Genomic DNA, 25296 nt, shown 5'->3' with positions numbered 1-25296 from the left:
ATGATTATCCCTTTCTTTGAGATCTTTTTCTAGCACCTTCGTCTAATATTTTCTTTCTCATTCTTATACTTTCCGGAGTTATCTCTACTAACTCATCATCAGCTATATATTCCAAAGCCTGCTCAAGAGTAAACTCTCTTGGGGGAGCCAGTTTAACAGTTGCATCTGATCCCGAAGCTCTCATATTAGTAAGCTGCTTTCCTTTAGTTACATTTACAGTAAGATCATTTTCTCTAGAGTGTTCTCCAATAATCATTCCAGCATATACTTCTTGTCCTGGAGGTGCGAATAATACTCCTCTGTCCTGAAGATTTCCAAGAGAGTATGCTGTAGTCGTACCAGCATCAATAGAGATAAGTACTCCTCTTTGTCTTGTAGGAACCTCTCCTCTGTGAGCTTCATAGTCATAGAATGAGTGGTTTAGGATACCTGTACCTCTTGTTTCAGTCATAAATTCATTTCTGAATCCGATAAGTCCTCTTGCCGGAACTTTAAACTCGATTCTTGTATAACCGTCTGTCCCCTGTACCATGTTGATCATTTCACCTTTTCTGATACCAAGTTTTTCTATAACTACTCCTGTAAATTCATCAGCAACGTCAATTATAGCAAGCTCGATAGGTTCGCATTTTACCCCGTCTACCTCTTTGAAGATTACCTGAGGCTTCGCCACTTGAAGCTCGAATCCCTCTCTTCTCATATTTTCAATAAGTATTGAAAGCTGAAGTTCTCCTCTTCCTTTTACAATAAAGGCGTCTGCAGATTCTGTTTCTTCTACTTTCATACTTACATTATGTTCAAGTTCTTTTTGAAGTCTGTCCCATATATTTCTAGAGGTTACAAATTTACCCTCTCTTCCTACAAATGGAGAGTCACTTACCATAAATGTCATGGCAAGAGTAGGCTCATCTATATCTATAAGAGGAAGTGCCATAGGATTTTCTCTATCTGCAACAGTTTCCCCTATATCTATCTTCTCAAGACCTGCTATTGTAACTATGTCTCCAGCTACAGCCTTTTCCATCTCTACCCTTTTAAGCCCTTCATATCCGAATATTCTTGTGACTTTATAATTTATAAGTTCTCCGTCTCTTTTGATTAGGGTAACTTCCTGATTTTTACTTAAAACTCCGTTATATATTCTTCCTGTTCCAAGTTTACCCAGGTAGTTGTCCGGAGCTATATTTGTTGCAAGCATTTGTAGCGGTGCCTCAGGATCTCCCTCAGGATCTTCTACATGCTCTAATATAGTTTCAAGTAGCGGCTGCATATTTTCATCAGCATCTTCCAAGTTGTACTTTGCAAAACCATTCTTCGCAGAAGCATACACTACTGGGAACTCAAGCTGTAGATCATTTGCACCTAATTCTACAAAAAGATCAAATACAGAATCTACAACTTCTTCAGGTGTAGAGTTTGGTCTGTCAATCTTATTTACTACTACGATAGGTCTAAGCCCATGCTCAAGAGCCTGCTTCAGCACGTATTTTGTCTGAGGCATTACTCCTTCAAATGCATCTACAAGAAGAAGAACCGAATCAACCATTTTAAGTATTCTCTGCACCTCTCCACCAAAATCAGCATGGCCTGGAGTATCTACAATATTCACTTTGTAATCTTTAAATCTAAGTGAAGCATTCTTTGAAAATATTGTGATTCCTCTCTCTTTTTCAAGATCGTTACTGTCCATTACCCTCTCACTTAAAACTTCGTGAGATCCAAATACTCCTGATTGTCTCAACATACCGTCTACAAGAGTTGTTTTCCCATGATCAACATGGGCAATAATAGCTATATTCTTTACCTTCATACTACTCCCTTTCTACACATTATAATATTTATAACCCTTGAGACGACATTTTTTTACTTCTGCCAGTCCAAGGAATTTTTTGTCATTATATATTCTGTATCTTCCATCTTCTTTTTCATAAATCAAAGTATTTCCGTTATTAAATAATTTTATATTTTTTTCTCCTGAGATCTCAATAGTAGGATATAAAAAACTTTCCTCTATACTTTTAGAAAAACTGTAATCCTCTTTTCCCATCATGTCCTCTATCTCTTCTAGGGTATAGGCTATATCAAGAGTATATTCTCCTACCTGTGTCCTTCTTAGTGAAGTCATCACCCCATAGGTTCCCAAGAGTTCCCCTATATCATAAATAAGAGATCTTATATAGGTTCCCTTAGACACAGTGCAGGTAAAGGTCCCTTTTCTTCCGTCAAAATCCAGTATCTCCAGATTTTCTATAGTAACCCTTCTAGATTTTCTCTCTACTTCTTTCCCTTCTCGAGCCAATTCATAAAGCCTCTTACCGTTCACTTTGAGAGCAGAATACATAGGAGGAATCTGATCTATTTCACCTCTAAAATTTTCCAAGGCTTTTTCTAGTTCTTCTCTCTTGGCACCTTTGTCTGTTCTGTGAGTTATCTCTCCCTCAGTGTCGTATGTGGTAGTCTTGTAACCCAATTCAAATCCTGCTATATATGTCTTTCTCTGTCCCTCTATATCCTGGGCCAGCCTGGTTGCTCGTCCTGTACAGATCACCAGTATTCCTGTAGCCATGGGGTCCAAAGTTCCAGTGTGTCCTATTTTTTTCATCTTTAGTATTCTTTTCAGTCTTCTGACCACATCAAAGGATGTCATTCCAGAAGATTTGTCTATATTTATAATTCCATCCACCCTGATTTCTCCTCGTTTCAAAGTCTACCTAGAATTATATCACAATTATACTTTTTATCCAACGTATTTAAGCCTTTATATGAAATCATTTTACAACTAATCTCTTAAATTTCTCTCTCTTACAATCTATCACTATATACCTGGTGTATAGTTCATGAATTTTACAATCTGGTAATTGTTCTGAAATAAAACGTAAAGGGCTTTTGTGAAACTCGAAGTTCCAAACTGTGTTGTTTGTATTACCAAACAAATAGAATAAGTATACAAAAGTTGACATAAAAATATATTTGATATATAATGAAAGAGTTCGATAAGTTTTATATTATCATTATTCAACCATCCATCAAGGGGGGGTTATATACGATATAACTAACATTACAAATTTCGAGGAGGTACAGATGAACAAAAGACGTGAAATTTCTCTAGAGAGAGCCGGTGAATTAAAATCAAGAATTGAGGATTACCTCAGTGTAAGAGACTCTATCCCGACAGGTTTTTCAGAAAAAGTGCAGGAACAGTATAAAAAATCAAAAGAAATTTTAATGAAGCATTTTGGGGCTTCTGAAGAACAATGGAATGATTATAAATGGCAGCTTATAAATAGAATCAGTGATATAGAAACACTTAGTCTTATTGTGAATCTTACTGAAAAAGAAAAAGAAGAGATCAAAAATGTGGGCGCGACATATAGATGGGCTATTTCACCATACTATGCCGCTCTTATAGATCCTGAAAATAAATATGACTCAATTAGGCTTCTTTCTGTACCCACAGGCTCAGAAGCAGCACACCCTGAAGGAGAAGTAGATCCTATGGGAGAAGAATTTACAAATCCTGCTGGAAGTATCACCAGAAGATATCCAGACAGATTAATTATAAATACTACCAATGAATGTGCAATGTATTGCAGACACTGTCAGAGAAGAAGGAATATAGGAGAAACAGACACTCATAAAAGTGACGCTGTTATAATGGAATCTATAGATTATATAAGAAATAATCCAGAAATAAGAGATGTCCTTCTTACAGGTGGAGATGTCTTGTGTCTGTCTGACAAGAGGCTAGAGTGGATACTAAAAGAATTAAAAAGTATTCCTCACGTCGACTATATCAGGCTAGGAACAAGAACCTTAGTTACAATGCCTCAGAGAATAACCGACGAGCTTGTGGATATGCTAAAAAAATACCAGCCTATATATATAAACACACATTTCAACCATCCAAAGGAGATAACTCCAGAAGTTAAAGAGGCCTGTGATAAACTGGCCAACGGAGGTATTTCCCTGGGGAATCAGGCCGTTCTTTTAAACGGGATCAATAATGATAAATACGTTATGAGACTCTTGAACCACGAGATGTTAAAAATAAGAGTAAGACCTTATTACATCTTCCATGCAAAACACGTAAAGGGTACTCTTCATTTCAACACATCTGTAGATGATGGTATAGAGATCATGGAATACCTTAGAGGTTATACATCTGGAATGGCTATCCCTACATATATAATAAATGCTCCTAAAGGACAGGGTAAAACTCCTATTATGCCTCAATACCTTCTTTCTAGAAGTAAAAATTCAGTAAAAATAAGAACATGGGAAGGAGTGGTTATCGATTACGAAAACCATCCTACCATCGACATAAAAGAATATTTATAAAAAAAACGGGGGCTTTTATCTAGCCTCCGTTTTTTACCTTCTTAATTAAATATTCATCTTTTACCATATCTATAACCGTCATCATTTTTTCCTGAACATGATCATATCCCACATCTTTAATGTGAGGGAGAACACATTTAGAGCAATCTTTTATTCCGTGTTCTGTATATTTGAAATTACCACCACACTCTTCACCCATCATGTATAGAGGGCAGTAGCAGAACAGACAATTGAATTTTTCCTTATCTTTGATATCGTGACATGGAAAATATTCACACTTGCTGTTTTGTACAAATTTGTAATTAAAACCGTCACTCTCAAACACTTAAATACCTCCAATTTATATATGACTTTCATTTAGATGATACCTCTATAGCACCTTAAAATCAAGAAAAAAATTCACTTTAGACTTTTAAATCAAGTCAAACAGGCTTTCTTTCATTTCTTTCCTCTATAGGCAACAACCCTTTATAATTTATATTCCCATCCTTCAGTTCTAACTGAACCGGATAAATTTCTACCCCTCTTTCCATTGCCTCATAAAAAAGCGCTGAGAATACAGGATCCGTTTCCCATTTAGGTCTGAAACATTCTGATTTTCTGAAAATAAGAAGTAGCACTGCAGCTTTATCACCTTTTTCTAAAAGCTCCATTAGTTCTTTTAGATGCTTTTGAGCCCTTGTACTAGGAGCATCTGGAAACATGGCCATTTTATCTACAGACAGAGACACTCCCTTTACCTCCACCCATATATTCTCACCGTTTTTAGTCAGCATATAGTCTATCCTGCTTTTTCCGTATTTAACTTCTGCTCTTAGGCTGTCTAGCTTTCCAAAGGGTGAAATTTCCGGATCACGGATAATATTTTCAGATATATATCGATGGTAGGCAGAGTTTATAAGTATCTCTTCCCCGTCGTCACTCAATGCACTTATCATATCCCACTTTGTCTTTCGATTTGGATTTGAAGCACTTTTTATATTCACACGATTCCCCTCAAAAAGGAGTTCTCTTATTCTTCCTGAGTCATGAACGTGTACTGTCTCTAATGATCCGTTGTCGAGTTTTACCTTGGCTATAAATCTGTTAGGCCTCTCTATGAAACTTCCTTTTTGATCACAATTTATCTCATAAATTTTTTTCACTTTTACACATCCCTTTCTAAAAAATAATATTTACAGTTATAAAAACACTTATTTTTTACCAATAAGTGTTGATACTATATTATCATTTTTATCTTGTAATTAATATAATCTTATCTATTATACTTATAATAAAAGAGCATTTCAGATGAATTTAATAAAAGCTAAAACTCACAAAAAATAAGACCAGGTGGGCAACCTGGTCTTAAGTGGGTGTAGTAGATTGTTGTTTACGAGATTCTGCACGTCCTACAGATCGTCGCAATAATTTAGAAAAGCTTTTTACTTTTCTTAGTATGAGTATAATTTCACTTTCTCTAAATGTCAACACTTAAAATAATATTTATATCCATATTATTTTAAAAAAAACCTATATTTTTATGCAATTTTAAATGGATAAATCATCTTTAGATTAAATTTCAACTTTCTAAAATAATGTTCTTTTTTTCTCTTTGGTAAAAAAAAAGCTGCCTAAAGCAGCCTTAATGTGTCAATTATCTATAGAGAGGGAAATCTTTACAAAATTCTTTTATCTCTTCTCCTACCTCTTTTATTTTAGCATCGTCTTGGATATTATCTACAACGGCTAATATAAATGAAGCGACTTTTTTCATCTCTTCTTCTTTCATTCCTCTTGTTGTAAGAGCTGGAGTTCCTATTCTGATTCCACTAGTAATCATAGGTTTTTGAGTGTCGTATGGTATTCCGTTTTTATTTACAGTTATATGAGCCTTACCTAGCCCCTCTTCTACTGCCTTACCTGTAAGTCCCTTAGGTGTAAGGTCAACTAACATCATGTGGTTGTCTGTACCGCCGCTGACGATTCTTAAACCTCCCTTTTGTAGCGCATCTGCTAGTACCTTGGCATTTTTTACTACCTGTATCTGGTAGTCTTTAAACTCAGGCTGCAATGCTTCCTTGAAAGCCACTGCCTTTGCTGCAATTATATGCATAAGTGGTCCGCCCTGGATACCTGGGAAGATTGTTTTATTAACTTTTTTTGCTATATTTTCATCATTTGTGAGTATCATACCTCCACGAGGTCCTCTGAGTGTTTTGTGAGTTGTTGTTGTTACTACATGGGCATACTCTACAGGATTTGGATGTTCTCCTGCCACTATTAGACCTGCTATATGTGCCATATCTACCATTAGGTAAGCTCCTACTTCATCTGCTATGTCCCTAAACTTTTTAAAGTCAATTATTCTAGGGTAGGCACTTGCCCCTGCTATTATTATTTTTGGCTTAGACTCAAGAGCTAATTTTCTTACTTCTTCATAGTCTATAAGTTCATCATCTTTTTTCACGCTATAGGAAACCACTTTATAGTCTTTCCCTGAAAAGTTTACATGCATACCGTGAGTAAGATGTCCTCCATGGTCTAACTTCATCCCTAATATAGTGTCTCCGATGTTTATAAGACTTTTATACACAGCCATATTAGCCTGTGACCCTGAATGTGCCTGAACATTTACATATTCTGCACCAAACAATTGCTTTGCCCTTTCAATAGCAAGTTTTTCAGCGACATCTACAAACTGACATCCACCATAATATCTCTTGTCAGGGTACCCTTCAGCATACTTGTTTGTAAGTACACTCCCCGTAGTTTCCATTACGGCCTTTGACACAAAATTTTCAGAAGCTATGAGCTCTAACCCGTACTCCTGTCTGTCTTCTTCTTTTAATACAACATCGTAAATTTCCGGATCGATGTTATTAAGGTTACTCAAATTCATCTTATTCCCCCTTTATCAAGATGTTTCTATATTAATAATCTCTCATTAAAAAGTCAATATATTTTAAAATTTATGATGTATCCTTTCTCTTTTACTTAGCAAAATCATGTCTCTCAGATAATTTTCATTTTTGGCACTCATCCACTTCCTCTCATAACTTTCCTCTCTTGTGAGTGAGGCTATAGAGGCCAAGGTTCTAAGATGAGTTTTTCTTAGGGTCGGACTGCTTATAAATAAAAATACAGCTTTGACAGAGTTTCTTTTTTCGTTAAACCTTATCCCCTCTCGGCATCTTACAACCATGAGATAAAAGAGATCCTTCTCATCTACCACTATATGTGGAATGGCTGTAAAATCAGTTATGGCAGTACTAAATTCCCTCTCTCTGTCATTAAAAAGTTTTATCAGTTCATGCTCTGGTTTATCAACTACACTTGTCAGATGCCTAGCCTCTATATCGAAAAGTTCATCTAGAGTGACTGGTCCTTTAAGATCCAGAATCTTGGCATTTTTTATAAGCCTGTCAAATTCATCTAACTCCACTTCGTCTCTTTCATGTATTATATCCCTTAGCTCTTCTTCAAGACCATGCTTTAGTCCTAGATTTTCAGTTATTCTTAGAAGAAGGTGAAGGAGTGCATATTCCTGTGATGTTCTTTTTTTACCGTAAAGAAAATACACCATTATACTTATTATTATCAGTAAAACATTTATCTTTAGGACCTTCCATCCTAGACTAAACATAAAGTAATTGAATATTATTATGCAGCTTATCTGAAGCCAGGGGTATAGAGGTGCCTTAAATATAGGCTTATAATTTTTGACATTACTTTCCCGAAGTATTATTACACACAGACTTGTTAACATATAGGCCAAAAGTATAACTGCCGATGCTGTTTTAGCAAGCAACTCCAGTGGCAGCATAAGAGAAAGCATTATGAATGTTCCTGTAAAAAGTATTGATAGAACAGGTGTTTTAAATTTAATACTTACCGTACTCATTATAGGAGGTACAAGTCCATCTCTAGAAAGAGCCATGGGATACCTCGACGCAGCCATTATACCTGCATTGGCAGTGGTAAAAAAAGCCAAAAGAGCTGCAAAATTTATAAGATAGTATCCCCACGGTCCAAAAACTCTTTTAGCCGTATCTGAGATAGGGGACAAGGACCCTGCTAGGTACCCTCCATCGATATTACCCACAGTAACTGTAAGCATAAGTACATAGAGTATAGTTATGGTCATTATAGAGGCTATCATTCCCTTGGTTATGTTATTACCTGCATCTTTTACCTCTTCTGCCACAGTTGTTGCCTTCAAAAGCCCTCCGAAAGAAACAAATATAAGAGAAGTTGTACCTACTATTTTATACATCCCTGAATTTTTAAATATCGGAAAAATTTCTTTTATCTTTCCATCTTCAAAAGAAGATATAAATGGAGTATACCTTGAAACATCTACAGAACTCGAACCTACTATCACATACAGCACCATTACACATATTAAAATAATTACCAGAGTAACTTCAAATTTGGCAGCTACATCTACTCCTATTATATTTAATACCATAAAAAAAATAGTGACAAATATGGATATAAAAAACATATCATTGGCAGTCACAGACCCGTAAAAAATACCGTCAATAAAACTTGCTATACCTAGAATGGCAAAGGCACTTTTTAGAGACAGAGCAAACCAACTCAAAACTCCAGACACGGTTCCAAATAGGGGACCCAAAGTTCTCATGACGAAAAAATAGTCACCTCCAGCCTTTGGCATTGCAGTGGCTAATTCTATAACATTGAGTATCCCTGAAAGAGCAAGAATACCACCTAGAAAATAAGACAATATTATACTTGGACCTGCTTTTTCAAAAGCTATGCCAGGCAAAATAAATATACCTGAACTAATCATCGCTCCAGTGGCTATGCTGAAAACTTCCCAGAATCCCAGTTCTTTTTTTAAGTTCATTGTACTCACCCCACTTAGGTAATAGTTTCTACATTTCTGTTTTATTTCCTTTCAAACCCTTAAGAATAACTTTTTTATTTGATAGAAAATTTTCAGTCATAAAATAATTCTGTTAAAATTAATTTTTTATACTTTAAACTAAATAAAGTCTATAATTATAAAAAAATTTAATCATAAATAACCTGATATCATGTAGAATATATTCACTTCTTAGATTATAATGAAATTATAAAATCATGTTCTACAGGGAGAAACAATGAATAAAACAGAAAGTAAATATATCAAAATAAAATATTTCCTTTATATTTTTGCACCTTTTTTTATTTTAACTCTTATTTTTTTCACAGTTGTCAGAAATTCCAGTATAAAAAATGAAATAGATCAAATCAAAATTTCAGAAAAAATTTCTATAGAATCAGTACATGAAATTATACTAAATGATCTTTCTAGTGTAACTTCCGATGTTCTTTATCTTTCCCAGAACATTTCTTTATACAAAGATTTAAAAAAATCCCCTTTAGATTTCAAAGAGACTTCTCACCAGTATTTTAACTTTATAAAATACAAAAAAATTTATGATCAGATACGCTATATAGATAACTCAGGTCTTGAAAAAATAAGGGTGAATTATAAAGATGGGAATCCTGTTATTGTAGAAAATACACAGTTACAAAACAAAGAAGAACGTTATTATTTTAAAAATTCCATCAAATTAAACAAAGGTGAAATTTTTATGTCTGATTTTGATCTCAATATAGAAGATAAAAATATAGAATTACCTTATAAACCGGTACTTCGTTTTGCCACTCCGGTAATTGATAAATCAGGAAAAAAACTGGGAATAGTTATTGTAAATTACTTAGGAAAAAATATATTAAGCGATATAGAAAATAACTCCGACCTCAAAAATTCAAGCTCTTACTTTATGATAAACAGCAGTTCTTATTATCTGATACATCAAGATAAAAATAAAGAATGGGGATTCATGTTCGATGAAAAAAAGTCAATCAACATGAAAAATGACAATCCTGAGTTATTGGAAGAAATGAAAAATAATCTTATGGGTCAGCTTTTTTTAGACAATAGCCTTTTCACATATACAAAAGTAAACCCCACAAAAGACAAATATATTTTGTCTGAAAATCCCCAGAATAATTACTCCAATGAAGACTTTGAAAAATATCGGTGGATAATAATTTCCACTATACCTGAAAAGCACTTTATTAAAATAAAATCAGAAATTAATCATAAGCTGATTTGGAAATTTTATATTATATCTATTTTTATTGCACTTCTAGCTTTTCTTTATTCAAAGTCAAAATATTCTGAATATCTGAGTCTGGAAATGATAAAAGAAAAAAACTCAGAGCTGACAGAAAAAAACAAAGAGATTGAAACAAAAAAAGAAACTTTAAAAAAAATGAACACTTATCTTGAAGAAAAAAACGAACAGCTTTTTTTACATTCCACAATAGATCCTCTGACAAAAACCTATAGCAGAAGATACTTCTCAGAACTTTTTTCAAAAGAACTGACAAAATTAAAAAGACACCATTTATCTCTGTGCTGTATGATTTTTGATATCGATCATTTTAAAAGCATAAATGATAACTACGGACATCTTGCAGGAGATTACATTCTTGAAGCTATAAGCAAAATTATTCATGATAAAATCCGAAACGAAGATATCTTTGGAAGATACGGCGGGGATGAATTTCTAATCGCCTTACCTGAAACAGAATTGAAGGCCGGAAAAATTGTTGCAGAAAAAATAATAAAGACAATAGCTGAAGAAACTTTTATCTTCAATGACACCAGTATCAAGGTGACTCTTAGCATAGGGATCTCAGCCTTAGACGATTCTTTTGATACAATTGAAGCAGCCATCAAAAATTCTGATTCAGCTCTTTATCTCGCCAAAAAAAACGGAAGAAACAGAGTAGAGGTATACCACAAAAGTTAAAACTATATTTCTAGCTCTAAAAGCAAAGAAGAGCAGCGCTAAGCGTGCTCTTCTTTTACTTTAAGGTTTTTATTTTCTATTTCAACTGCGTTGTCCACTGTTTCTCCCATTGCAACTCTTAGTGCAACTATGGCAACCTCTAACTGATCTAAATCAGGTTCTTTAGTAGTTATTTTCTGCAAAAGAAGACCAGGTGAAGCCAATGTTCTTACCCACTTTTTATGAAGATTTCTACTGGTAAATCTTTGAAATTCGTAGGACAACCCTGCTATAGCAGGCATGAAGAGAACTCTCAGAACTGCTTTTAACCCGATACGCCCCCACATAGTTGCAGGTGTAGGAATTACAAAGTCTACAATAGAAAATACAAATATAGAGCAGAGCATCACAATAAGCAGAAAACTTGTACCGCATCTAGGATGAAGCGTCGTATATTGTTTTGCATTTTCTGGAGTAAGTTCTAAACCATTCTCAAATGCATATATAGATTTATGCTCAGCACCGTGATATTCAAAGACTCTTCTGATATCCTTTGAAAAAGATATTGCCCAGATATATACTACGAAAAACAACAATCTTAAAAAGGCCTCTAGAATATTTGCATAAAGCTTGTTAGCCGAAAACAATAAGCCCCCTATAGCCGATGGAAGAACCATAAAGAGTCCAACTCCTAGTAAAAGGGCAAATGTAACAGTCATAAAAAGCTCCTTATCACTAAGCTCCTCTTCTGTGTCATCTGCCTGATTAGCAGAAAAAGTAAGTTCTTTTGTTCCTAAAATAAGGGTACTAAATAAAATTATAGACCCTCTGACAAAAGGAAGTTTCGAAATCTTTCCACTTTTACTGGAAATATCCGTCTTTCTATAGACTATTTCACCGTCAGGTTTCCTCACAGCCGTTGCCAGATTTTTAGAGCCTTTCATCATTACACCCTCTATAACCGCCTGTCCGCCTACAGTAATTTCTTTATTTTTCATATACACTACCGCCTATTATTCATTAGTTTAATAAAGAAATTATATCATATTCCTTTTATATTATCAATTATGCTAATTCAGTGCCAAGCCACCTAAAAGAACAATAGCTATAATAACAGGACATACAAATTTTAACATCATCTGTAAGTGCTTAGTATATTTAAACTGAATTCCGTCATTTGACATCTCCTCTTTAATTACTTTTAATTCTAGAACATAACCAAGATAAAAAGAGGTCAGCATGGCCATAACAGGTAGAAAAACGTCCACTGTTATATAATCTAAGACATAGAATATATTACTTTCTCCCCAAACTCCAAGAGATAACGAAGTTACAGCTCCTAAAGCTGTTATAATTACAGTTGCAATTAAAACACTTGTATTTCTCGGTAATTTACACTGATTATTAAGACACGTCACAACAGACTCTAATAAAGAGATCGCAGTAGTCAAAGCCGCCAAAAATAGAAGCAAAAAGAACATCACTCCTAATCCGTATCCTCCTTGTATCTCATTGAAAAGAGACGTCAGTGTAGTAAATATAAGACCCGGACCTGACTCAGGATCTATTCCGTAAGTAAAGGCTACTGGAAAAACAATAACTCCTATCAAAAATGCCACAAGTGTGTCTGTACCTATAACATGAAGAGCTGAAACCAAAAGATTTTCATCTCTTTTCATAAAAGATCCGTATGTTATAAGCACTCCCATCCCTATACTGAGACTGAAAAATGACTGACCCATGGCGGCCTGTATTCCCCCTGCAGTAATTTTGGAAAAATCAGGCTTCAGAAAAAATGCCATACCCTTTCCTAATTCAGGAAGGACAAGTGCCTTCATACAAAGAACCATTATTATAAGAAAAAGCATCGGCATCATTATTTTGGTTATTTTTTCTATGCTTCCTTCTATCTTACTTATAAGTACAAGAGCCGTTATCACCATAAATAAAACCTGCCAAAATATCGGGTCTGCAGGTGAAGTAATAAAACTTCTGAAAGCATTCCCCAATTCATCAGGGTTTTTGTTGATAAGGGCATTGGTAGAGGAAAGGTAGAAAAATCTCAATGACCATCCTCCTACAACTCCGTAAAAACCCAGTATAAGGCTAGAGGTTAGTATTCCTAACCCCCCTGCTAGATACCAAGGTTTCCCAGGAGTGAAATTTTTAAAAGCTCCCACAATACCTGCATGTGAACTTCTTCCAAGTACAAACTCCCCTAACATAAGGGGGATTCCAAGCAAAGCAACAAAGCAAAAATAAACTATAAGAAAAGCTCCCCCACCATTTTTTCCAACCATATATGGAAATCTCCAGAGATTCCCAAGACCTATAGCTGATCCGATCAAACCTAGGCTTGCCGTATACACACCTTTTTTTCCTTTCATAAGCACCCTCCTAATTTATATACAATATAATAAGTAATTTCTTTAAAAAAAGCAATCTTTTCCCTTCATATTAATTAAAGGGGAAATTTTAAGTCAGGAAAAAGCCCTTGACTTTTTTACGCTTTACCTGTACTATTTCAGAAAGATAAACTAGGAGAATTAGTCATGTTTTATAAATCCGATAGACCTCTAACTAAAATTCATCACCACCAAATATAAGGTTTGTATCTCTTTTTAGTAATTAAGAATACTAGCCTTTACTGCATTATATTTAAATTGCTTTATACTGGTGGCTAAGAGAAAAATTTACATTCTTTAGAAACTTAAGCCATCTAGGTCTTTTTTACCAGGTGGCTTTTTTTAATGTTTTTTTATAAATAATTTAATTTAGGAGGAAAATAAATGAAGAAAATCGTATTAATTTTTTTAGCTACAATAGCACTTTTAGGGTGTGGAAAGAAAAGCACAGATTCTTATGACAAAATCAAAGAACAGGGTAAATTTATAGTGGGTCTAGATGATACTTTTGCTCCAATGGGATTCAGAGATGAAAGTGGAGAAATTGTAGGATTTGATATTGACCTGGCAAAAGAAGTGGCAAGCAGAATGGGTGTAGAGGCTGAGTTTTCTCCTCGTGAATGGAGCAGCATAGTATTTGAATTAAAGAGTGGAAATATAGACATGGTTTGGAACGGAATGACAATAACTCCTGAAAGACAAGAGCAGATAGCATTTTCTGAACCTTACTTTGCAAATGATCAAATTATAATGACTTTAGCTGACAGCCCAATCCAAACAGCAGAAGACCTAAAGGGTAAAATCATAGGAGTACAGCTTGGAAGCAGCAGCTACACACTCGTTATGAAGAACCCTATCTCAGAAAGTGCTTCTGAAATCAAAAAATACGCTACTAATGCCGAAGCTCTTATGGACCTTGAGGCAAAAAGAATCGACGCAGTAGTAATGGATGTAATTGTAGGAGAATATTATGCGGCTAAAAAAGAAGCTAGAGAGGGAAAAGATATTTTCAAATCTCTAGATAAGGCCCTAGGTAAAGAGGACTTTGGTGTAGGACTTAGAAAAGAAGATAAAAAATTAAAGAAAGAGATCGATAAAATTCTTGACGAAATGAAAAAAGACGGAACTTTTGACACGATCCACGACAAGTGGTTTGGTGGCAAGGAGGCGTAATGGAAACGCAGGGTATGCTTATTTATATACTAGGCGGGCTAAAGTTAACAGCCCTCCTGTATATTGCCACAGGAGTTTTGGCTCTTCCCCTCGGACTTTTTCTGTCTTTAGGAGGAGTTTCTAAAAGTGTATTCGTCAGAAGAGGTATCGCCCTCTATACCTGGATATTTAGAGGTAGCCCTCTTCTCCTTCAGTTATTTTTCGTATACTACGGACTACCGGTTATGGGTATCACCCTTACACCATTTACCGCGGCTTCACTTACATTTATCCTAAACTATTCTGCTTACACCTGTGAAATTTTAAGAGGATGTATCCAGAGTATTCCAAAAGGACAATATGAAGCTTCTAGAGTCCTTGGTATGAATTATTTTAAGACTATGAGGCATATTATACTTCCTCAGGCCCTTAGAATGTCTTTACCTGCCCTATCTAATGAGGCGGTGAACCTGGTCAAGGATACTGCGTTAATATCTTCAATAGGTATGGCTGAGATTCTTAGAAATTCCAAAGAGATCGTTGCTAGAGATTTCACAATAATGCCTTTTATTTTATGTGGACTTATATACTTAGCTGTATCTTCTATTATTATATTAATATTTAAAAAAGCTGAAGATAAATACGAGATTATATACTAAAAATATCAGCAGATAAAAAAGAGTCGAATTCCTTATAGGAATTCGACTCTTTTTTATTTAATATTCTAATTTGAATTTTTGTCATAGGGTTTTCCTGAGGCACTTGGAGCCACAGCTTTACCCACAACTCCTGCAAGAGCAAGAAGTGTCAATATATAAGGTATCATCTGTATAAACTGAGGAGGTATAAAATCTACATACTGCTGTATGAGAGTTTGACCTGCATCTGCAAAACCAAAAAGCAAACTTGCTGCTAAAACACCTTTAGGAGTCCACTTACCAAACACAAGAGCTGCAAGAGCGATAAATCCTCTACCGGCAGACATCTCCTTGGTAAACTGTGAAAGAGCCCCTATAGAAAGATAAGCCCCTCCTAGACCAGCAAAAACACCTGACATTATTACACCAAAGTATCTTATCTTGGCCACATCTATTCCAACTGTATCTGCTGCAAGGGGATGTTCACCTACAGCTCTCATTCGAAGACCTGTAGTTGTCTTGTACAGGAAAAACTGAGACCATATGGCAATGACATATATAAGCACAACTATTATTGAGACCCCGAAAAGTGCAGGTGCCTTGGGAACAGTAGGTGTGTTTCCAGACTGATTAAAAAGAACTCTTAGCATAAACACAGTAAAACCAGAGGCAAAAAGGTTTATCGCCACACCGGAAACTGTCTGATTACCCTTGTACTTTATACTCAAAACAGCGTGAATCGCTGCTGTAAGTCCCCCTGCCATCATCCCTCCTAGGATTCCAATGAGTGGACTGCCAGTATAATATGATGTTACTGCAGCCGAAAATGCACCCATTAGCATCATTCCCTCAAGGCCGATATTTACAACACCTGAAATTTCAGAAAACATGCCGCCTATTGCAGTTATAAGTATAGGGGCTGCCTGTCTTAGTGTAGCCATTATTATACTAATTATTATAGGCATTATTCACTCACCTTCTTTCTTTCCAGGAAAAATTTAAACATATTCTCTGCAGCAATAAGTAGTATTATTATGGACTGTAAAATAATTACTATCTGACTCGGTATAGTTGTGTTAAACTGCATAGCCCGTCCGCCAACACGAAGACATGCAAATAATATAGCGGCCAATACAGCTCCCACAGGAGAGTTTTTACCCAAAAGAGCTACCGCTATACCGTCAAATCCATAAGAGGCCATTATCCCCTGTCTGTAAGTGTACTGCCCCACTCCTCCGAGAATTCTTTCTGCTCCTCCTAAGGCCGCAAGTACACCGGCTATTCCAAGGGAGAGTGCTGTTATTTTAGCCACATTTATCCCTGCATTTTCAGAAGCTGTTGGGTTGTGACCAACCGCCTTTATCTCATATCCCAAAATAGTTTTTTCAAATATATACCACACAACTATTGCGGCTATTATTGCAAGAATAAATCCTACATTTAAAGCTTCTTTTGTAGAAGGGATTAGCTGAGGTAGTCTAGATGCCATCATTACAGGCGGAGTCTGAGGACTAGGCCCCATGATTCCCCCTTGTTTTAGAGGATAATTCAATGCATACTGCTCAAAACTCATAGCAATATAATTTAACATAATTGTGGATATTACTTCATGTACTCCGAGTTTTGCTTTCAAATATCCTGCAATGGCAGCCCATGCAAAACCTGCTAGCCCAGAGAGTATAAGAACAACAAACAGATTATTGATTCCAATGTTTTGCACAAAGGCACCTACTGCCGCAGCTGCGAGTCCACCCATTATTACCTGACCCTGGCCACCTATGTTAAACATTCCTGCTTTAAAGGCAAATAAAACTGAAAGTCCCGTAAAAATCATAGGAGTTGCTTCTAAAAGAGTTCTTGCAATGGCTCTCTCTCCCATAAAAGCACCCTTAAAAAGATAATAATATGCATTTAAAGGATTTTCTCCGAGATAGGCGATAATTCCAGCTCCTATCAAAAGTGCAATTGCCACTGCCAACACAGGAACCATGGCATTTTGTATTTTAGTTTTCATGCAATTCCCCTCCTGCCATTAGAATTCCTATTTTTTCTTCAGTAGCATCTGCCCTGTCTAGAATCCCTGTTATTTTCCCTCCGCACATTACAGCTATGCGGTCTGAAAGATTTAATATTTCAGAAAGTTCTGCCGACACTACAAGAACGGCATTAGATTTCTTCTTTTCTTCCAAAATCATTCTATGAATAGATTCTATCGCCCCTATATCCACTCCTCTTGTAGGCTGAGAGGCTATTATAAATTTATGATCTTTTTCTAATTCTCTTGCAACAACGAGTTTCTGTTGGTTCCCTCCTGAAAGTCTTCCAAAACCTGTGCCTATTTCACGAGGTCTTACATCATATTTTTCCATGAAACCTATTGCCTCATCTTTCATTTTTTTAAAATTTAAAAGAAATCTGTTTTTAGCATATTTATCCCTGTGCACTCCAAGGGCAAAATTATCTCTTACTGAAAATTCAGATATTGCAGCTCTTTTATGCCTGTCTTCAGGTATATGTGCCACACCATCAAGAATTATTTTTCTTGCAGATTTTCCCGTTATAGGCTTTCCATCTAAAAGAATAGTCCCTGCCTGTGGTTTCCTGAGACCTGTGATAGCCTCTATAAGCTCAGTCTGACCTGATCCTTCCACACCTGCTATCCCTAGAATCTCCCCCTCTCTTATATTAAAAGAGGCTTCGTCTACAGCCAAGATCCCCTTATTATTTTTTACAATAAGGTTATTTACAGCTACAAGTTCCTTTCCTAGCTCTACCTCTGGCTTCTCAGTTGTAAATAATACCGCTCTTCCGACCATTGCATTTGCAATTTTTTCCTTGGTGGCTTCAGAAGTAGGAAAATTTGAAACATCCTTACCTCTTCTTATTACGGTTATATTGTCAGATATGTCCAAAACTTCCTGTAGCTTATGGGATATAAATATTATGGTCTTTCCCTCCTCTATAAGGTTGTCCATTATCTTATAAAGCTCCTTTACCTCTTGCGGAGTAAGAACTGCTGTAGGTTCGTCAAAAACAAGAAGATTGGCACCCTTAAAGAGTATTTTAAGTATTTCTACCCTTTGCTGAATTCCCACCGATATATCAGATACAAGGGCATCAGGATCAATTTCCAATCCGTATTTTTCAGATACCCTTCTGACCTCTTCTCTGGCAGTTTTCAAGTCGAGCATCATACCTTTTTTAGGTTCTACTCCCAATATCATATTTTCTGCAACTGTCAGTGTCGGAATAAGCATAAAATGCTGATACACCATCCCTATACCCAGTTTAGAAGCTTCTCCCGGACCATCTATCTCGACTTTTTTCCCATGGTAATATATTTCCCCTGAAGTCGGCTGATAGAGTCCGTTAAGTATTTTCATAAGTGTGGATTTTCCAGCTCCGTTTTCTCCTACTATGGCATGCTTTTCACCTTTTTTAATCTTCAATGTAATATTATCATTGGCAACAACTTTTCCGTCGAGAAAGGTTTTCCTAATATCTTTCATCTCTAAGATATACTCACTCACCTGAAATCCTCCTAAAAATTAAGATTTTTTATATCCCTGCCTTTAAAAATAATGAAACAGAAATAGAAATATTCATTTAAACAAATTTATATCTAAAGCTAGATTTTTTTTACAGTCTCTGCAACCCATCTGCAGAATTCATTTCCGGTTCTTTTAGCTATTTCCACCACTGCCTCATGGGAATGGGCTTCTTTTGCTATACCTGTTGCCATATTTGTAATGCAAGATATTCCCAAAATATTCATACCGGTATAGTTTGCGATTATTACCTCAGGAACAGTAGACATTCCAATGGCATCTGCCCCCATACTTATAAAAGCTCTTACCTCTGCAGCTGTCTCATAAGTCGGACCTGTTGTTCCTAGATAAACTCCTTCTCTATAGTCTATTCCCATTTCTTTAGCAGTTGTCTTAGCCAGTTCCTGAAGTTTTTTAGTATAAGTTTCACTCATATCAGGGAATCTAGGTCCGAATCTCTCGTCATTTTTTCCTATAAGAGGATTTGTCCCAAAGGCATTAATGTGATCAGTTATAAGCATCAGTGTTCCAGGTTTAAAAGTACTGTTAGCTCCACCTGCTGCGTTGCTTACTATGATATTTTCTATACCAAACTGCTTCATCACATATACAGGGTAAGTCACCTGTTTCATATCATAGCCCTCATAGTAATGAAATCTACCCTTCATTGCCAGAACTTCTACACCGCCTATCTTACCAAAAACAAGCTGTCCTGCATGGCCTGCAACAGTGGAAACTGGAAAATTAGGTATTTCCTCATAGGATATTTCTACCTTCTCCTCTATGTAATCTACCAAATCTCCAAGTCCAGAACCAAGAATAATAGCTACTTTAGGCCTATAAGCCACTTTTTCATTGAGATACGTAACTGTCTCCATTACTTTATCGTACATAATAACCCTCCATCAGTCAAAGTTTAAATTTATTGTCTTTTAAATAGTCTTAATATACTCATTAGTGTCGTCACCGACTTTTTTAAATCCTATTTTTTCAAGATACTGGGCATGATGCTTTGAATTTGCCCTCGCCTTTAAAATACTGTACCCCTTTAAAAGCAATTTTATCCTATTTTCCCCAAGGAAATATTTACCTATTTTAAAGTCTCTGAACTCCTTAGTGACATAATCTAACTCAATAAAAAAAGTATCATTGTCTAGAGCTCTTCCTATCATTACCCCTGATATATTATTGTTTCTAAGATAATAGTATGCCTTGTAATCAGAAGTTTCAGATAATGTATTATACTGCTCATCTATCTCTTTTCTGTTAAAATTTATAAAATACTTAAAATAATCAGAGTCAAAGTTGGCTTTCACCATAGAAAACTCTTCTTTCCGCATATAAATCTTATACAGATAATATAAATCTATAAAGGCTATCCCCAGGTTTAAAGTTCCCGTCGGGTAAGAATTAATCATAAATCCAAAAATTGAAAACATAATCGCCCCTATAAGATTTATCCACCTCAGTTTTATAATAGAACTCATTGTAAGGGATATCAATACCACAAAGGATGATATATACCCAAACCATTCAATCCAGTTTATCTCCATTTTCCCTCCAAATAAAACCTGTTATTTCCTCTACAAAAGCCATAATATCTAACATATTATGGTATCGAATATTCTCAAAAAAAAATATGCCATTTGTCCTATTACATTGGATATTATATATCTTTTATATATCCTATAGTTCGAATATAGAACTTTACCACCCTTAAATACCCAATATAAAAAAAAGAGCAGGATAAATCCTACTCATTATTTCTTATTACCACAAAGGTCAGATCGTCCACCTGTTCATGATCTCCTCTGAAATTATTTATTGAATCTAAAATAGCTTTCTTGACATCTTCTGCACTTTTTCCTCTGTTGTCATAAATAACCTCTTTCAACCTATCTATTCCAAACATATCTCTATTACTATTTTCAGCTTCAGTAATACCATCAGTATAATAAAGGAGAATATCTCCCTTAGAAAGTTCTACTTTCCCAAGTTTATACTGGTATTCTGGAATAAACCCTATTGCTACTCCCTTTACATTATATTCGACTACTTCTCCAAGATCCGCCTTATAAATTATAAGAGGATTATGTCCTGCATTAGAATAATAGAGAGTTCGTTCACTGGCAATATACTTACTGTGAAATAGTGTTACAAACATATCTTCAGTTATATCCGGGTATATTATCTCATTTAGAGTAGTCAGCATCTCAGAAGGCTGGATATTCTTGTAATTCAGGGTCTTAAGAACTGATCTTATAAGAGCCATCAAAAATGCCGCCGGGACACCTTTTCCACTTACGTCTGCTATTGTTATAGATACTCTGTCCTCTTCTCTCTGACAATAATCATAATAATCCCCTCCAACTTCTTTTGCAGGTTCAAAATAATTTGCAATCTCTAATCCGCAGACTTTCTTCATCTCCACAGGAAGTATTTTCTTCTGGATTCTAGATGCCACCTCGAGCTCTTTAGAAATTCTTTCTTTAATAAGAAGTTCTTCATACATCTTAGCATTATTTATAGCATTCGCTACCTGGATCGCTAAAGCTGATATTGTTTCCTGGTCACTGTCTATAAGTCGTTCCCTGTCTTCTACAATATAGATGACTCCAAGTTCTTTACCTTTCACATTGAGATCAGATATTATTACAGCTTCATTTTCCTCTACTTTAAACCCACGGGAAAGTTCTTCGTAAACTCTCCTGAAATCATTTCTGCTAAAACCTTCTAAGGTTTCAATTGGATAACTGAGAGTTCCCTTAAAAATAATATTTCCCTTGGTTTTTTTATTTACCAACATCCCATCTTCCCATAAATACAGGGATATTTTTTTGGCCCCAGTTAGAACAAAATAAGCATCTAATATTATATCGATTATTTTTTCAAGTTTAATTATGGAAAGTACCGTTCTAGCAACAGCATTGAGGTTTGAGAGATTTGCCACCCTTCTCTCCAATATTTCATTACTATATTCAAGCTGGGTGGATTTTTTTATCAAGCTGTTATAAGTAATATCTAATTCTACCCTGTACTCTTTTAGCTCTTCTAGAGAGTTTTCCAGCTCTTTTCCCTGTTTTAGTATTGTCTGCAAAGTCTGGTCATATTCCTCATGTACACTGTCTATTATCCCGTTGTATTCCTCTTTTTCCCTGAGTTTCCTCAGGATAGTACTTATCTCTCCCCTATAGGCCTTTTCCTGGCTTTTTAGGATCTTTAAAAACGTCAAAAACAAAACAAATATCAGACCTGCATAAATCATTAATTTATCCCCCAGTTCACACTCTTTTTATCAGGTTGAGCTGCTTTTTCTTCTATCCCGTTTATTTCAGGTTTTGTTCTCTCAAATAATTCATCTAACAATATTCCACTCTCCACCTTAAGAAGATCTTTTAATACGATCTCTGATATTTCAACTTCAAAATCATATCTGTGATAAGAGCTTTTCACATCTGATCCTCCGTAGAAAAATATGTAATTTCCATCTACCACTGTATAACCTTTAAATTTTTCAGAGTCTAAAATCAAAAGAGGAGAATTAAACTTTACTTCTTTTCCAAGAATCTTATTAAAATCACTATCTTTCATACCCTTTAGATACATGGATTTTTCTTCCGTTAATATCCCTTCAGAAGTATCTAACACAGAATTTTTAGTTGCATATAAGTTCTTCTCTTTTATTATCAAATTCAATTTAACATTATTTAAAACTCTGGAAAACTCTTTTCTGCTTGTTCTGACCTTTTCTACAAGTTTTTGCTTATCAAGCTCAGTATAGAGGTTTTCTCCTACAAATTCACTTTTGTTACCATTGAGCACCATCCAAAAGTACACCTGTTTGTTGAGATGTCTCTGGACACTGCCTCCTCTGTCTGTTACATAAACATCTATCTTCTTATCTATTTCTGCCAACTCAGCATCGGTCAAATCTGAGGCTGTTTTCAAATAGATCTTCTCTTCAGGAAGAACATCACCTTTTTTCAGACTATCTATTGTGTCATACATACTACGAGAAACCAAAAGGTTTAGACTTTTATCTTCTAATAAAAGCTGCTTTGATATAAGTTCAAAGTCTTCCATATATTTTAGTTTTTCAAAATAATTTTCTGGAAATTCAAGTGAATAAACCTTTATTATATTTTTTCCAGGTTGTATTTTTTCACTTTTAAAGGCAACTTTTTCATAAAGATCCTGTCTTAGCACAACGTGATTACATCCTGCTGTCAATAAAAAAACAGTAACCAAAATAGCAACTTTAATAATTTTTCTCATTTTGCCCCCTTACCCCATTTCCTCTGTTATTCTCTTACTGAGATAGTCTATATCAAAAGGTTTTGGAATAAACTCCTGTACATCTACCCCCATATTTTCAATGACATTTTCCATATGACTAAATGCACTGAGCATAAAAATTGGAACTTTTTTATTTATTTTTCTGATCTTTTGAATAGCTTCTAGACCATTCATTTGCGGCATCTGTATATCCAGTATAATAAGGTCGGGATTTTCAGACACTACTACCTCAATACCAATTATAGCACTCTCTGCCTCAAGACAATGATAACCGAGATCCTCTATAACTTCCCTTAATAGAAATCTTATACTTTCCTCATCATCTATTACCAGTATCCTTTTTTTTCCCATCGTCGTTTAACCCCCTGATTACACGTTTTGCCAGTGCTTCTGAAAGAACAGTGCAAAGCTCATCCTCACCAGCTTTTTTTATACCTGAAACTGATCCAAATTTTTTCAAAAGAGCCTCTTTTCTTTTTGGTCCAATACCCTCTATACTGTCTAATTCACTAGCCAATACCCTTTTACTCCTAAGTTTCCTGTGATAGCTCACTCCAAACCGATGTGCTTCATCTCTCAGCCTTTGAAGTATTTTAAGAGACTCTTCACTTTTAGGAAATATATAAGGAGTAGTTTCACCCAATTTAAAAATTTCTTCTTCTCTTTTAGCAATACTTATTATATCTAAAAATTCAGACTTTTTCAATTTTTTAAGTATATTTCCAACTGACCCCAATTGCCCTAGACCACCGTCAATAAGTATCAAATCCGGAAGTTCATGTTCTTTGAGCTTTGAGTAGCGCCTCTCTGCCACCTCTCTCATCATCTGAAAATCATCTGGAGTATCTTTGCTCTTGATCTTAAATTTCCTGTATTCTTTCTTTGATAGTTTCCCCTCTATAGCCACAGACATAGAAGCTACAGCGTCCTTACCTTGAATATTGGATATATCAAAACACTCTATCCTTCTTGGAATTTTTTTGAGTTCTAATATTGAATACAGACTCATAAGACCTTCCTCAAGAACATTTTTTCTTGTAAAATAACTTTCTATATCCCTGTTCAAGTTTAAGAGGGCCATATCCAACAAGTCCATTCTACGGCTTTTCACCTTAGGGAAATAAAGGTCAATTTTTTTACCGGATTTCAATGTCAGCCATTTTCCTACTATTTCACTGTTTTCCTCATTTTCTTTCTGAAACACTATATTCTTTGGGATTGAATGCTTGGAATAATAATCAGTCACAACTTCTTGAAAAAGATTATCAAAGACCTTGCCCTTAAGGTCTGTCCCTGAAGATTTTTTTTCAAGTATCTTCCCGTCTCTCATATTTAAAACACAAAGAAAAAGTCTTTCTCCCTCTATGGAAAATACAAATAAATCCTCATCTACTGCTTTGTCGTATTCTGCCACCTGACTTTTTTCTGCATTTTCAAGTTCTTTTAGCTGATTTCTGTAAAGAATCGCCTCTTCAAATCTTAGCTCCTCAGAAGCCTTCTCCATCTTTGCCTTCTGGTGTGCTATCACCTCTTTGCCTCTTCCTTTTAGGAGTTTCTTTGCATTTTCTACATTTTCTCTATACTCATGCATTACATCTTTATACACACAAGGTCCCGTACAGAGGTTCATAAAGTATTTTAAACAGGGTCTGTCATATTTTTTTGACATATCCCTTTTACAGTCCCTTATTTTAAAAATTTTTATTAATGTTTTTTTTAGATTTCTACATCCATAAGGATAAGGACCAAAATAATAACCACTTTCTGTGTCTAAAGACTTTGTAGTCCTTATAATTGTTATTTTCGGATAATCTTCCTTTGTAAATTTAATATATGGATAAGTTTTCTCGTCCTTAAGGCTTATGTTATATTTGGGAGAATATCTTTTTATCAGATTATTTTCAAGAACCAATGCATCTAGCTCACTATTACATATTATAAAATCCAGGCTTTCGATATTTTTGACAAGTTCCCTTGTCTTTTCATCTATATGTTCCCTGTTGAAATATGATGATACCCTTTTTTTCAGATTCTTGGCTTTTCCCACATATATTACTTTATCGCCTTTTTTCATAAGGTATACACCTGGATTTTCAGGAATATCTATTTTCTTTATATCCATATG

Annotated in this window: 21 protein-coding genes; 4 read left to right on the top strand and 17 right to left on the bottom strand. The window is 35.2% G+C overall.

What is annotated here, in order from left to right; genetic code table 11:
- Positions 1 to 4: 4 nt before the first annotated feature.
- Positions 5 to 1810, bottom strand: coding sequence for a translational GTPase TypA (gene typA, locus ILYOP_RS02325; RefSeq protein ID WP_013386903.1), 1806 nt, complete (start codon positions 1808 to 1810; stop codon positions 5 to 7).
- A 12-nt stretch (positions 1811 to 1822) separates the two neighbouring features.
- Entirely contained in the window at positions 1823 to 2683 is an 861-nt protein-coding gene (truB, locus tag ILYOP_RS02320; protein WP_013386902.1) for a tRNA pseudouridine(55) synthase TruB, read from the bottom strand.
- A gap of 398 nt (positions 2684 to 3081) precedes the next feature.
- Between truB and eam the strand changes: the two genes are divergently transcribed.
- A complete protein-coding gene (gene eam, locus ILYOP_RS02315) occupies positions 3082 to 4338 on the top strand; it encodes a glutamate 2,3-aminomutase (RefSeq protein WP_013386901.1) in 1257 nt (418 codons plus the stop codon).
- Between the two features lie 19 nt (positions 4339 to 4357).
- Here the strand turns inward: eam and ILYOP_RS02310 are convergent, their stop codons facing one another.
- From ILYOP_RS02310 to ILYOP_RS02295, 4 genes are all read right to left on the bottom strand, one after another.
- Positions 4358 to 4663, bottom strand: coding sequence for a cysteine-rich small domain-containing protein (locus tag ILYOP_RS02310; RefSeq protein ID WP_013386900.1), 306 nt, complete (start codon positions 4661 to 4663; stop codon positions 4358 to 4360).
- Between the two features lie 97 nt (positions 4664 to 4760).
- Positions 4761 to 5483: a DNA/RNA nuclease SfsA gene (sfsA, locus tag ILYOP_RS02305; RefSeq protein ID WP_013386899.1), complete on the bottom strand. Its 723-nt coding sequence runs from the start codon at positions 5481 to 5483 to the stop codon at positions 4761 to 4763.
- A gap of 491 nt (positions 5484 to 5974) precedes the next feature.
- Positions 5975 to 7219: a serine hydroxymethyltransferase gene (gene glyA, locus ILYOP_RS02300; RefSeq protein ID WP_013386898.1), complete on the bottom strand. Its 1245-nt coding sequence runs from the start codon at positions 7217 to 7219 to the stop codon at positions 5975 to 5977.
- A gap of 63 nt (positions 7220 to 7282) precedes the next feature.
- Complete coding sequence (locus ILYOP_RS02295; protein ID WP_013386897.1) at positions 7283 to 9190, bottom strand: amino acid permease; 1908 nt, start codon at positions 9188 to 9190, stop codon at positions 7283 to 7285.
- Between the two features lie 256 nt (positions 9191 to 9446).
- On the opposite strand from ILYOP_RS02295, the gene ILYOP_RS02290 reads away from it, so the two are divergent.
- Positions 9447 to 11153 carry a GGDEF domain-containing protein gene (locus tag ILYOP_RS02290; RefSeq protein ID WP_013386896.1) on the top strand — a complete coding sequence of 569 codons (1707 nt, stop codon included), beginning with the start codon at positions 9447 to 9449 and terminating at the stop codon, positions 11151 to 11153.
- Positions 11154 to 11191: 38 nt separating this feature from the next.
- Here ILYOP_RS02290 and ILYOP_RS02285 read toward each other — a convergent pair whose 3' ends face one another.
- Together ILYOP_RS02285 and ILYOP_RS02280 are read right to left on the bottom strand one after the other, a co-directional pair.
- Positions 11192 to 12130, bottom strand: a complete 939-nt coding sequence (locus ILYOP_RS02285) for a DUF1385 domain-containing protein (RefSeq protein ID WP_013386895.1) — start codon at positions 12128 to 12130, stop codon at positions 11192 to 11194.
- 72 nt (positions 12131 to 12202) lie between these two features.
- Complete coding sequence (locus ILYOP_RS02280) at positions 12203 to 13519, bottom strand: sodium-dependent transporter (RefSeq protein ID WP_013386894.1); 1317 nt, start codon at positions 13517 to 13519, stop codon at positions 12203 to 12205.
- A gap of 402 nt (positions 13520 to 13921) precedes the next feature.
- Here ILYOP_RS02280 and ILYOP_RS02275 point away from each other — a divergent pair, with 402 nt between their 5' ends.
- A complete protein-coding gene (locus ILYOP_RS02275) occupies positions 13922 to 14710 on the top strand; it encodes an amino acid ABC transporter substrate-binding protein (RefSeq protein ID WP_013386893.1) in 789 nt (262 codons plus the stop codon).
- Entirely contained in the window at positions 14710 to 15348 is a 639-nt protein-coding gene (locus tag ILYOP_RS02270) for an amino acid ABC transporter permease (RefSeq protein ID WP_013386892.1), read from the top strand. Before ILYOP_RS02275 ends, ILYOP_RS02270 begins: the two co-directional genes overlap by 1 nt.
- A gap of 65 nt (positions 15349 to 15413) precedes the next feature.
- Here the strand turns inward: ILYOP_RS02270 and ILYOP_RS02265 are convergent, their stop codons facing one another.
- The 9 genes from ILYOP_RS02265 to uvrC form a co-directional block, all read right to left on the bottom strand.
- Positions 15414 to 16292 (bottom strand): ABC transporter permease, encoded by an 879-nt coding sequence (locus tag ILYOP_RS02265; protein ID WP_013386891.1) that lies wholly within the window; start codon positions 16290 to 16292, stop codon positions 15414 to 15416.
- Complete coding sequence (locus tag ILYOP_RS02260; protein WP_013386890.1) at positions 16292 to 17341, bottom strand: ABC transporter permease; 1050 nt, start codon at positions 17339 to 17341, stop codon at positions 16292 to 16294. Before ILYOP_RS02260 ends, ILYOP_RS02265 begins: the two co-directional genes overlap by 1 nt.
- Positions 17331 to 18857 (bottom strand): ABC transporter ATP-binding protein, encoded by a 1527-nt coding sequence (locus tag ILYOP_RS02255; RefSeq protein ID WP_013386889.1) that lies wholly within the window; start codon positions 18855 to 18857, stop codon positions 17331 to 17333. Before ILYOP_RS02255 ends, ILYOP_RS02260 begins: the two co-directional genes overlap by 11 nt.
- Before the next feature lie 98 nt (positions 18858 to 18955).
- Entirely contained in the window at positions 18956 to 19768 is an 813-nt protein-coding gene (locus ILYOP_RS02250; protein WP_013386888.1) for a purine-nucleoside phosphorylase, read from the bottom strand.
- Between the two features lie 39 nt (positions 19769 to 19807).
- A complete protein-coding gene (locus ILYOP_RS02245; RefSeq protein WP_013386887.1) occupies positions 19808 to 20428 on the bottom strand; it encodes a GNAT family N-acetyltransferase in 621 nt (206 codons plus the stop codon).
- Between the two features lie 200 nt (positions 20429 to 20628).
- Entirely contained in the window at positions 20629 to 22140 is a 1512-nt protein-coding gene (locus ILYOP_RS02240) for a PP2C family protein-serine/threonine phosphatase (protein WP_013386886.1), read from the bottom strand.
- Entirely contained in the window at positions 22140 to 23150 is a 1011-nt protein-coding gene (locus tag ILYOP_RS02235) for a hypothetical protein (protein WP_013386885.1), read from the bottom strand. Before ILYOP_RS02235 ends, ILYOP_RS02240 begins: the two co-directional genes overlap by 1 nt.
- A 9-nt stretch (positions 23151 to 23159) precedes the next feature.
- Positions 23160 to 23522: a response regulator gene (locus tag ILYOP_RS15460; protein ID WP_013386884.1), complete on the bottom strand. Its 363-nt coding sequence runs from the start codon at positions 23520 to 23522 to the stop codon at positions 23160 to 23162.
- Positions 23491 to 25293: an excinuclease ABC subunit UvrC gene (uvrC, locus tag ILYOP_RS02225; RefSeq protein WP_013386883.1), complete on the bottom strand. Its 1803-nt coding sequence runs from the start codon at positions 25291 to 25293 to the stop codon at positions 23491 to 23493. The genes ILYOP_RS15460 and uvrC overlap by 32 nt, the downstream gene beginning before the upstream one ends.
- Between the last annotated feature and the right edge of the window lie 3 nt (positions 25294 to 25296).

The sequence above is a fragment of the Ilyobacter polytropus DSM 2926 genome (genome assembly GCF_000165505.1).
Lineage (GTDB): Bacteria > Fusobacteriota > Fusobacteriia > Fusobacteriales > Fusobacteriaceae > Ilyobacter > Ilyobacter polytropus.
This window is presented reverse-complemented; position numbering and strand designations above follow the sequence as displayed.

Bases quoted from the DNA above. Each gene is read 5' to 3' on its own strand.
- ILYOP_RS02245 (WP_013386887.1), bottom strand. From the start codon at position 20,428: ATGGAGATAAACTGGATTGAATGGTTTGGGTATATATCATCCTTTGTG.
- ILYOP_RS02280 (WP_013386894.1), bottom strand. From the start codon at position 13,519: ATGAAAGGAAAAAAAGGTGTGTATACGGCAAGCCTAGGTTTGATCGGA.
- ILYOP_RS02260 (WP_013386890.1), bottom strand. From the start codon at position 17,341: ATGAAAACTAAAATACAAAATGCCATGGTTCCTGTGTTGGCAGTGGCA.
- eam (WP_013386901.1), top strand. From the start codon at position 3,082: ATGAACAAAAGACGTGAAATTTCTCTAGAGAGAGCCGGTGAATTAAAA.
- glyA (WP_013386898.1), bottom strand. From the start codon at position 7,219: ATGAATTTGAGTAACCTTAATAACATCGATCCGGAAATTTACGATGTT.
- ILYOP_RS02295 (WP_013386897.1), bottom strand. From the start codon at position 9,190: ATGAACTTAAAAAAAGAACTGGGATTCTGGGAAGTTTTCAGCATAGCC.
- typA (WP_013386903.1), bottom strand. From the start codon at position 1,810: ATGAAGGTAAAGAATATAGCTATTATTGCCCATGTTGATCATGGGAAA.
- ILYOP_RS02240 (WP_013386886.1), bottom strand. From the start codon at position 22,140: ATGATTTATGCAGGTCTGATATTTGTTTTGTTTTTGACGTTTTTAAAG.
- ILYOP_RS02265 (WP_013386891.1), bottom strand. From the start codon at position 16,292: ATGCCTATAATAATTAGTATAATAATGGCTACACTAAGACAGGCAGCC.
- ILYOP_RS02235 (WP_013386885.1), bottom strand. From the start codon at position 23,150: ATGAGAAAAATTATTAAAGTTGCTATTTTGGTTACTGTTTTTTTATTG.
- ILYOP_RS02275 (WP_013386893.1), top strand. From the start codon at position 13,922: ATGAAGAAAATCGTATTAATTTTTTTAGCTACAATAGCACTTTTAGGG.
- ILYOP_RS02250 (WP_013386888.1), bottom strand. From the start codon at position 19,768: ATGTACGATAAAGTAATGGAGACAGTTACGTATCTCAATGAAAAAGTG.
- uvrC (WP_013386883.1), bottom strand. From the start codon at position 25,293: ATGGATATAAAGAAAATAGATATTCCTGAAAATCCAGGTGTATACCTT.
- ILYOP_RS02270 (WP_013386892.1), top strand. From the start codon at position 14,710: ATGGAAACGCAGGGTATGCTTATTTATATACTAGGCGGGCTAAAGTTA.
- ILYOP_RS02290 (WP_013386896.1), top strand. From the start codon at position 9,447: ATGAATAAAACAGAAAGTAAATATATCAAAATAAAATATTTCCTTTAT.
- ILYOP_RS15460 (WP_013386884.1), bottom strand. From the start codon at position 23,522: ATGGGAAAAAAAAGGATACTGGTAATAGATGATGAGGAAAGTATAAGA.
- ILYOP_RS02285 (WP_013386895.1), bottom strand. From the start codon at position 12,130: ATGAAAAATAAAGAAATTACTGTAGGCGGACAGGCGGTTATAGAGGGT.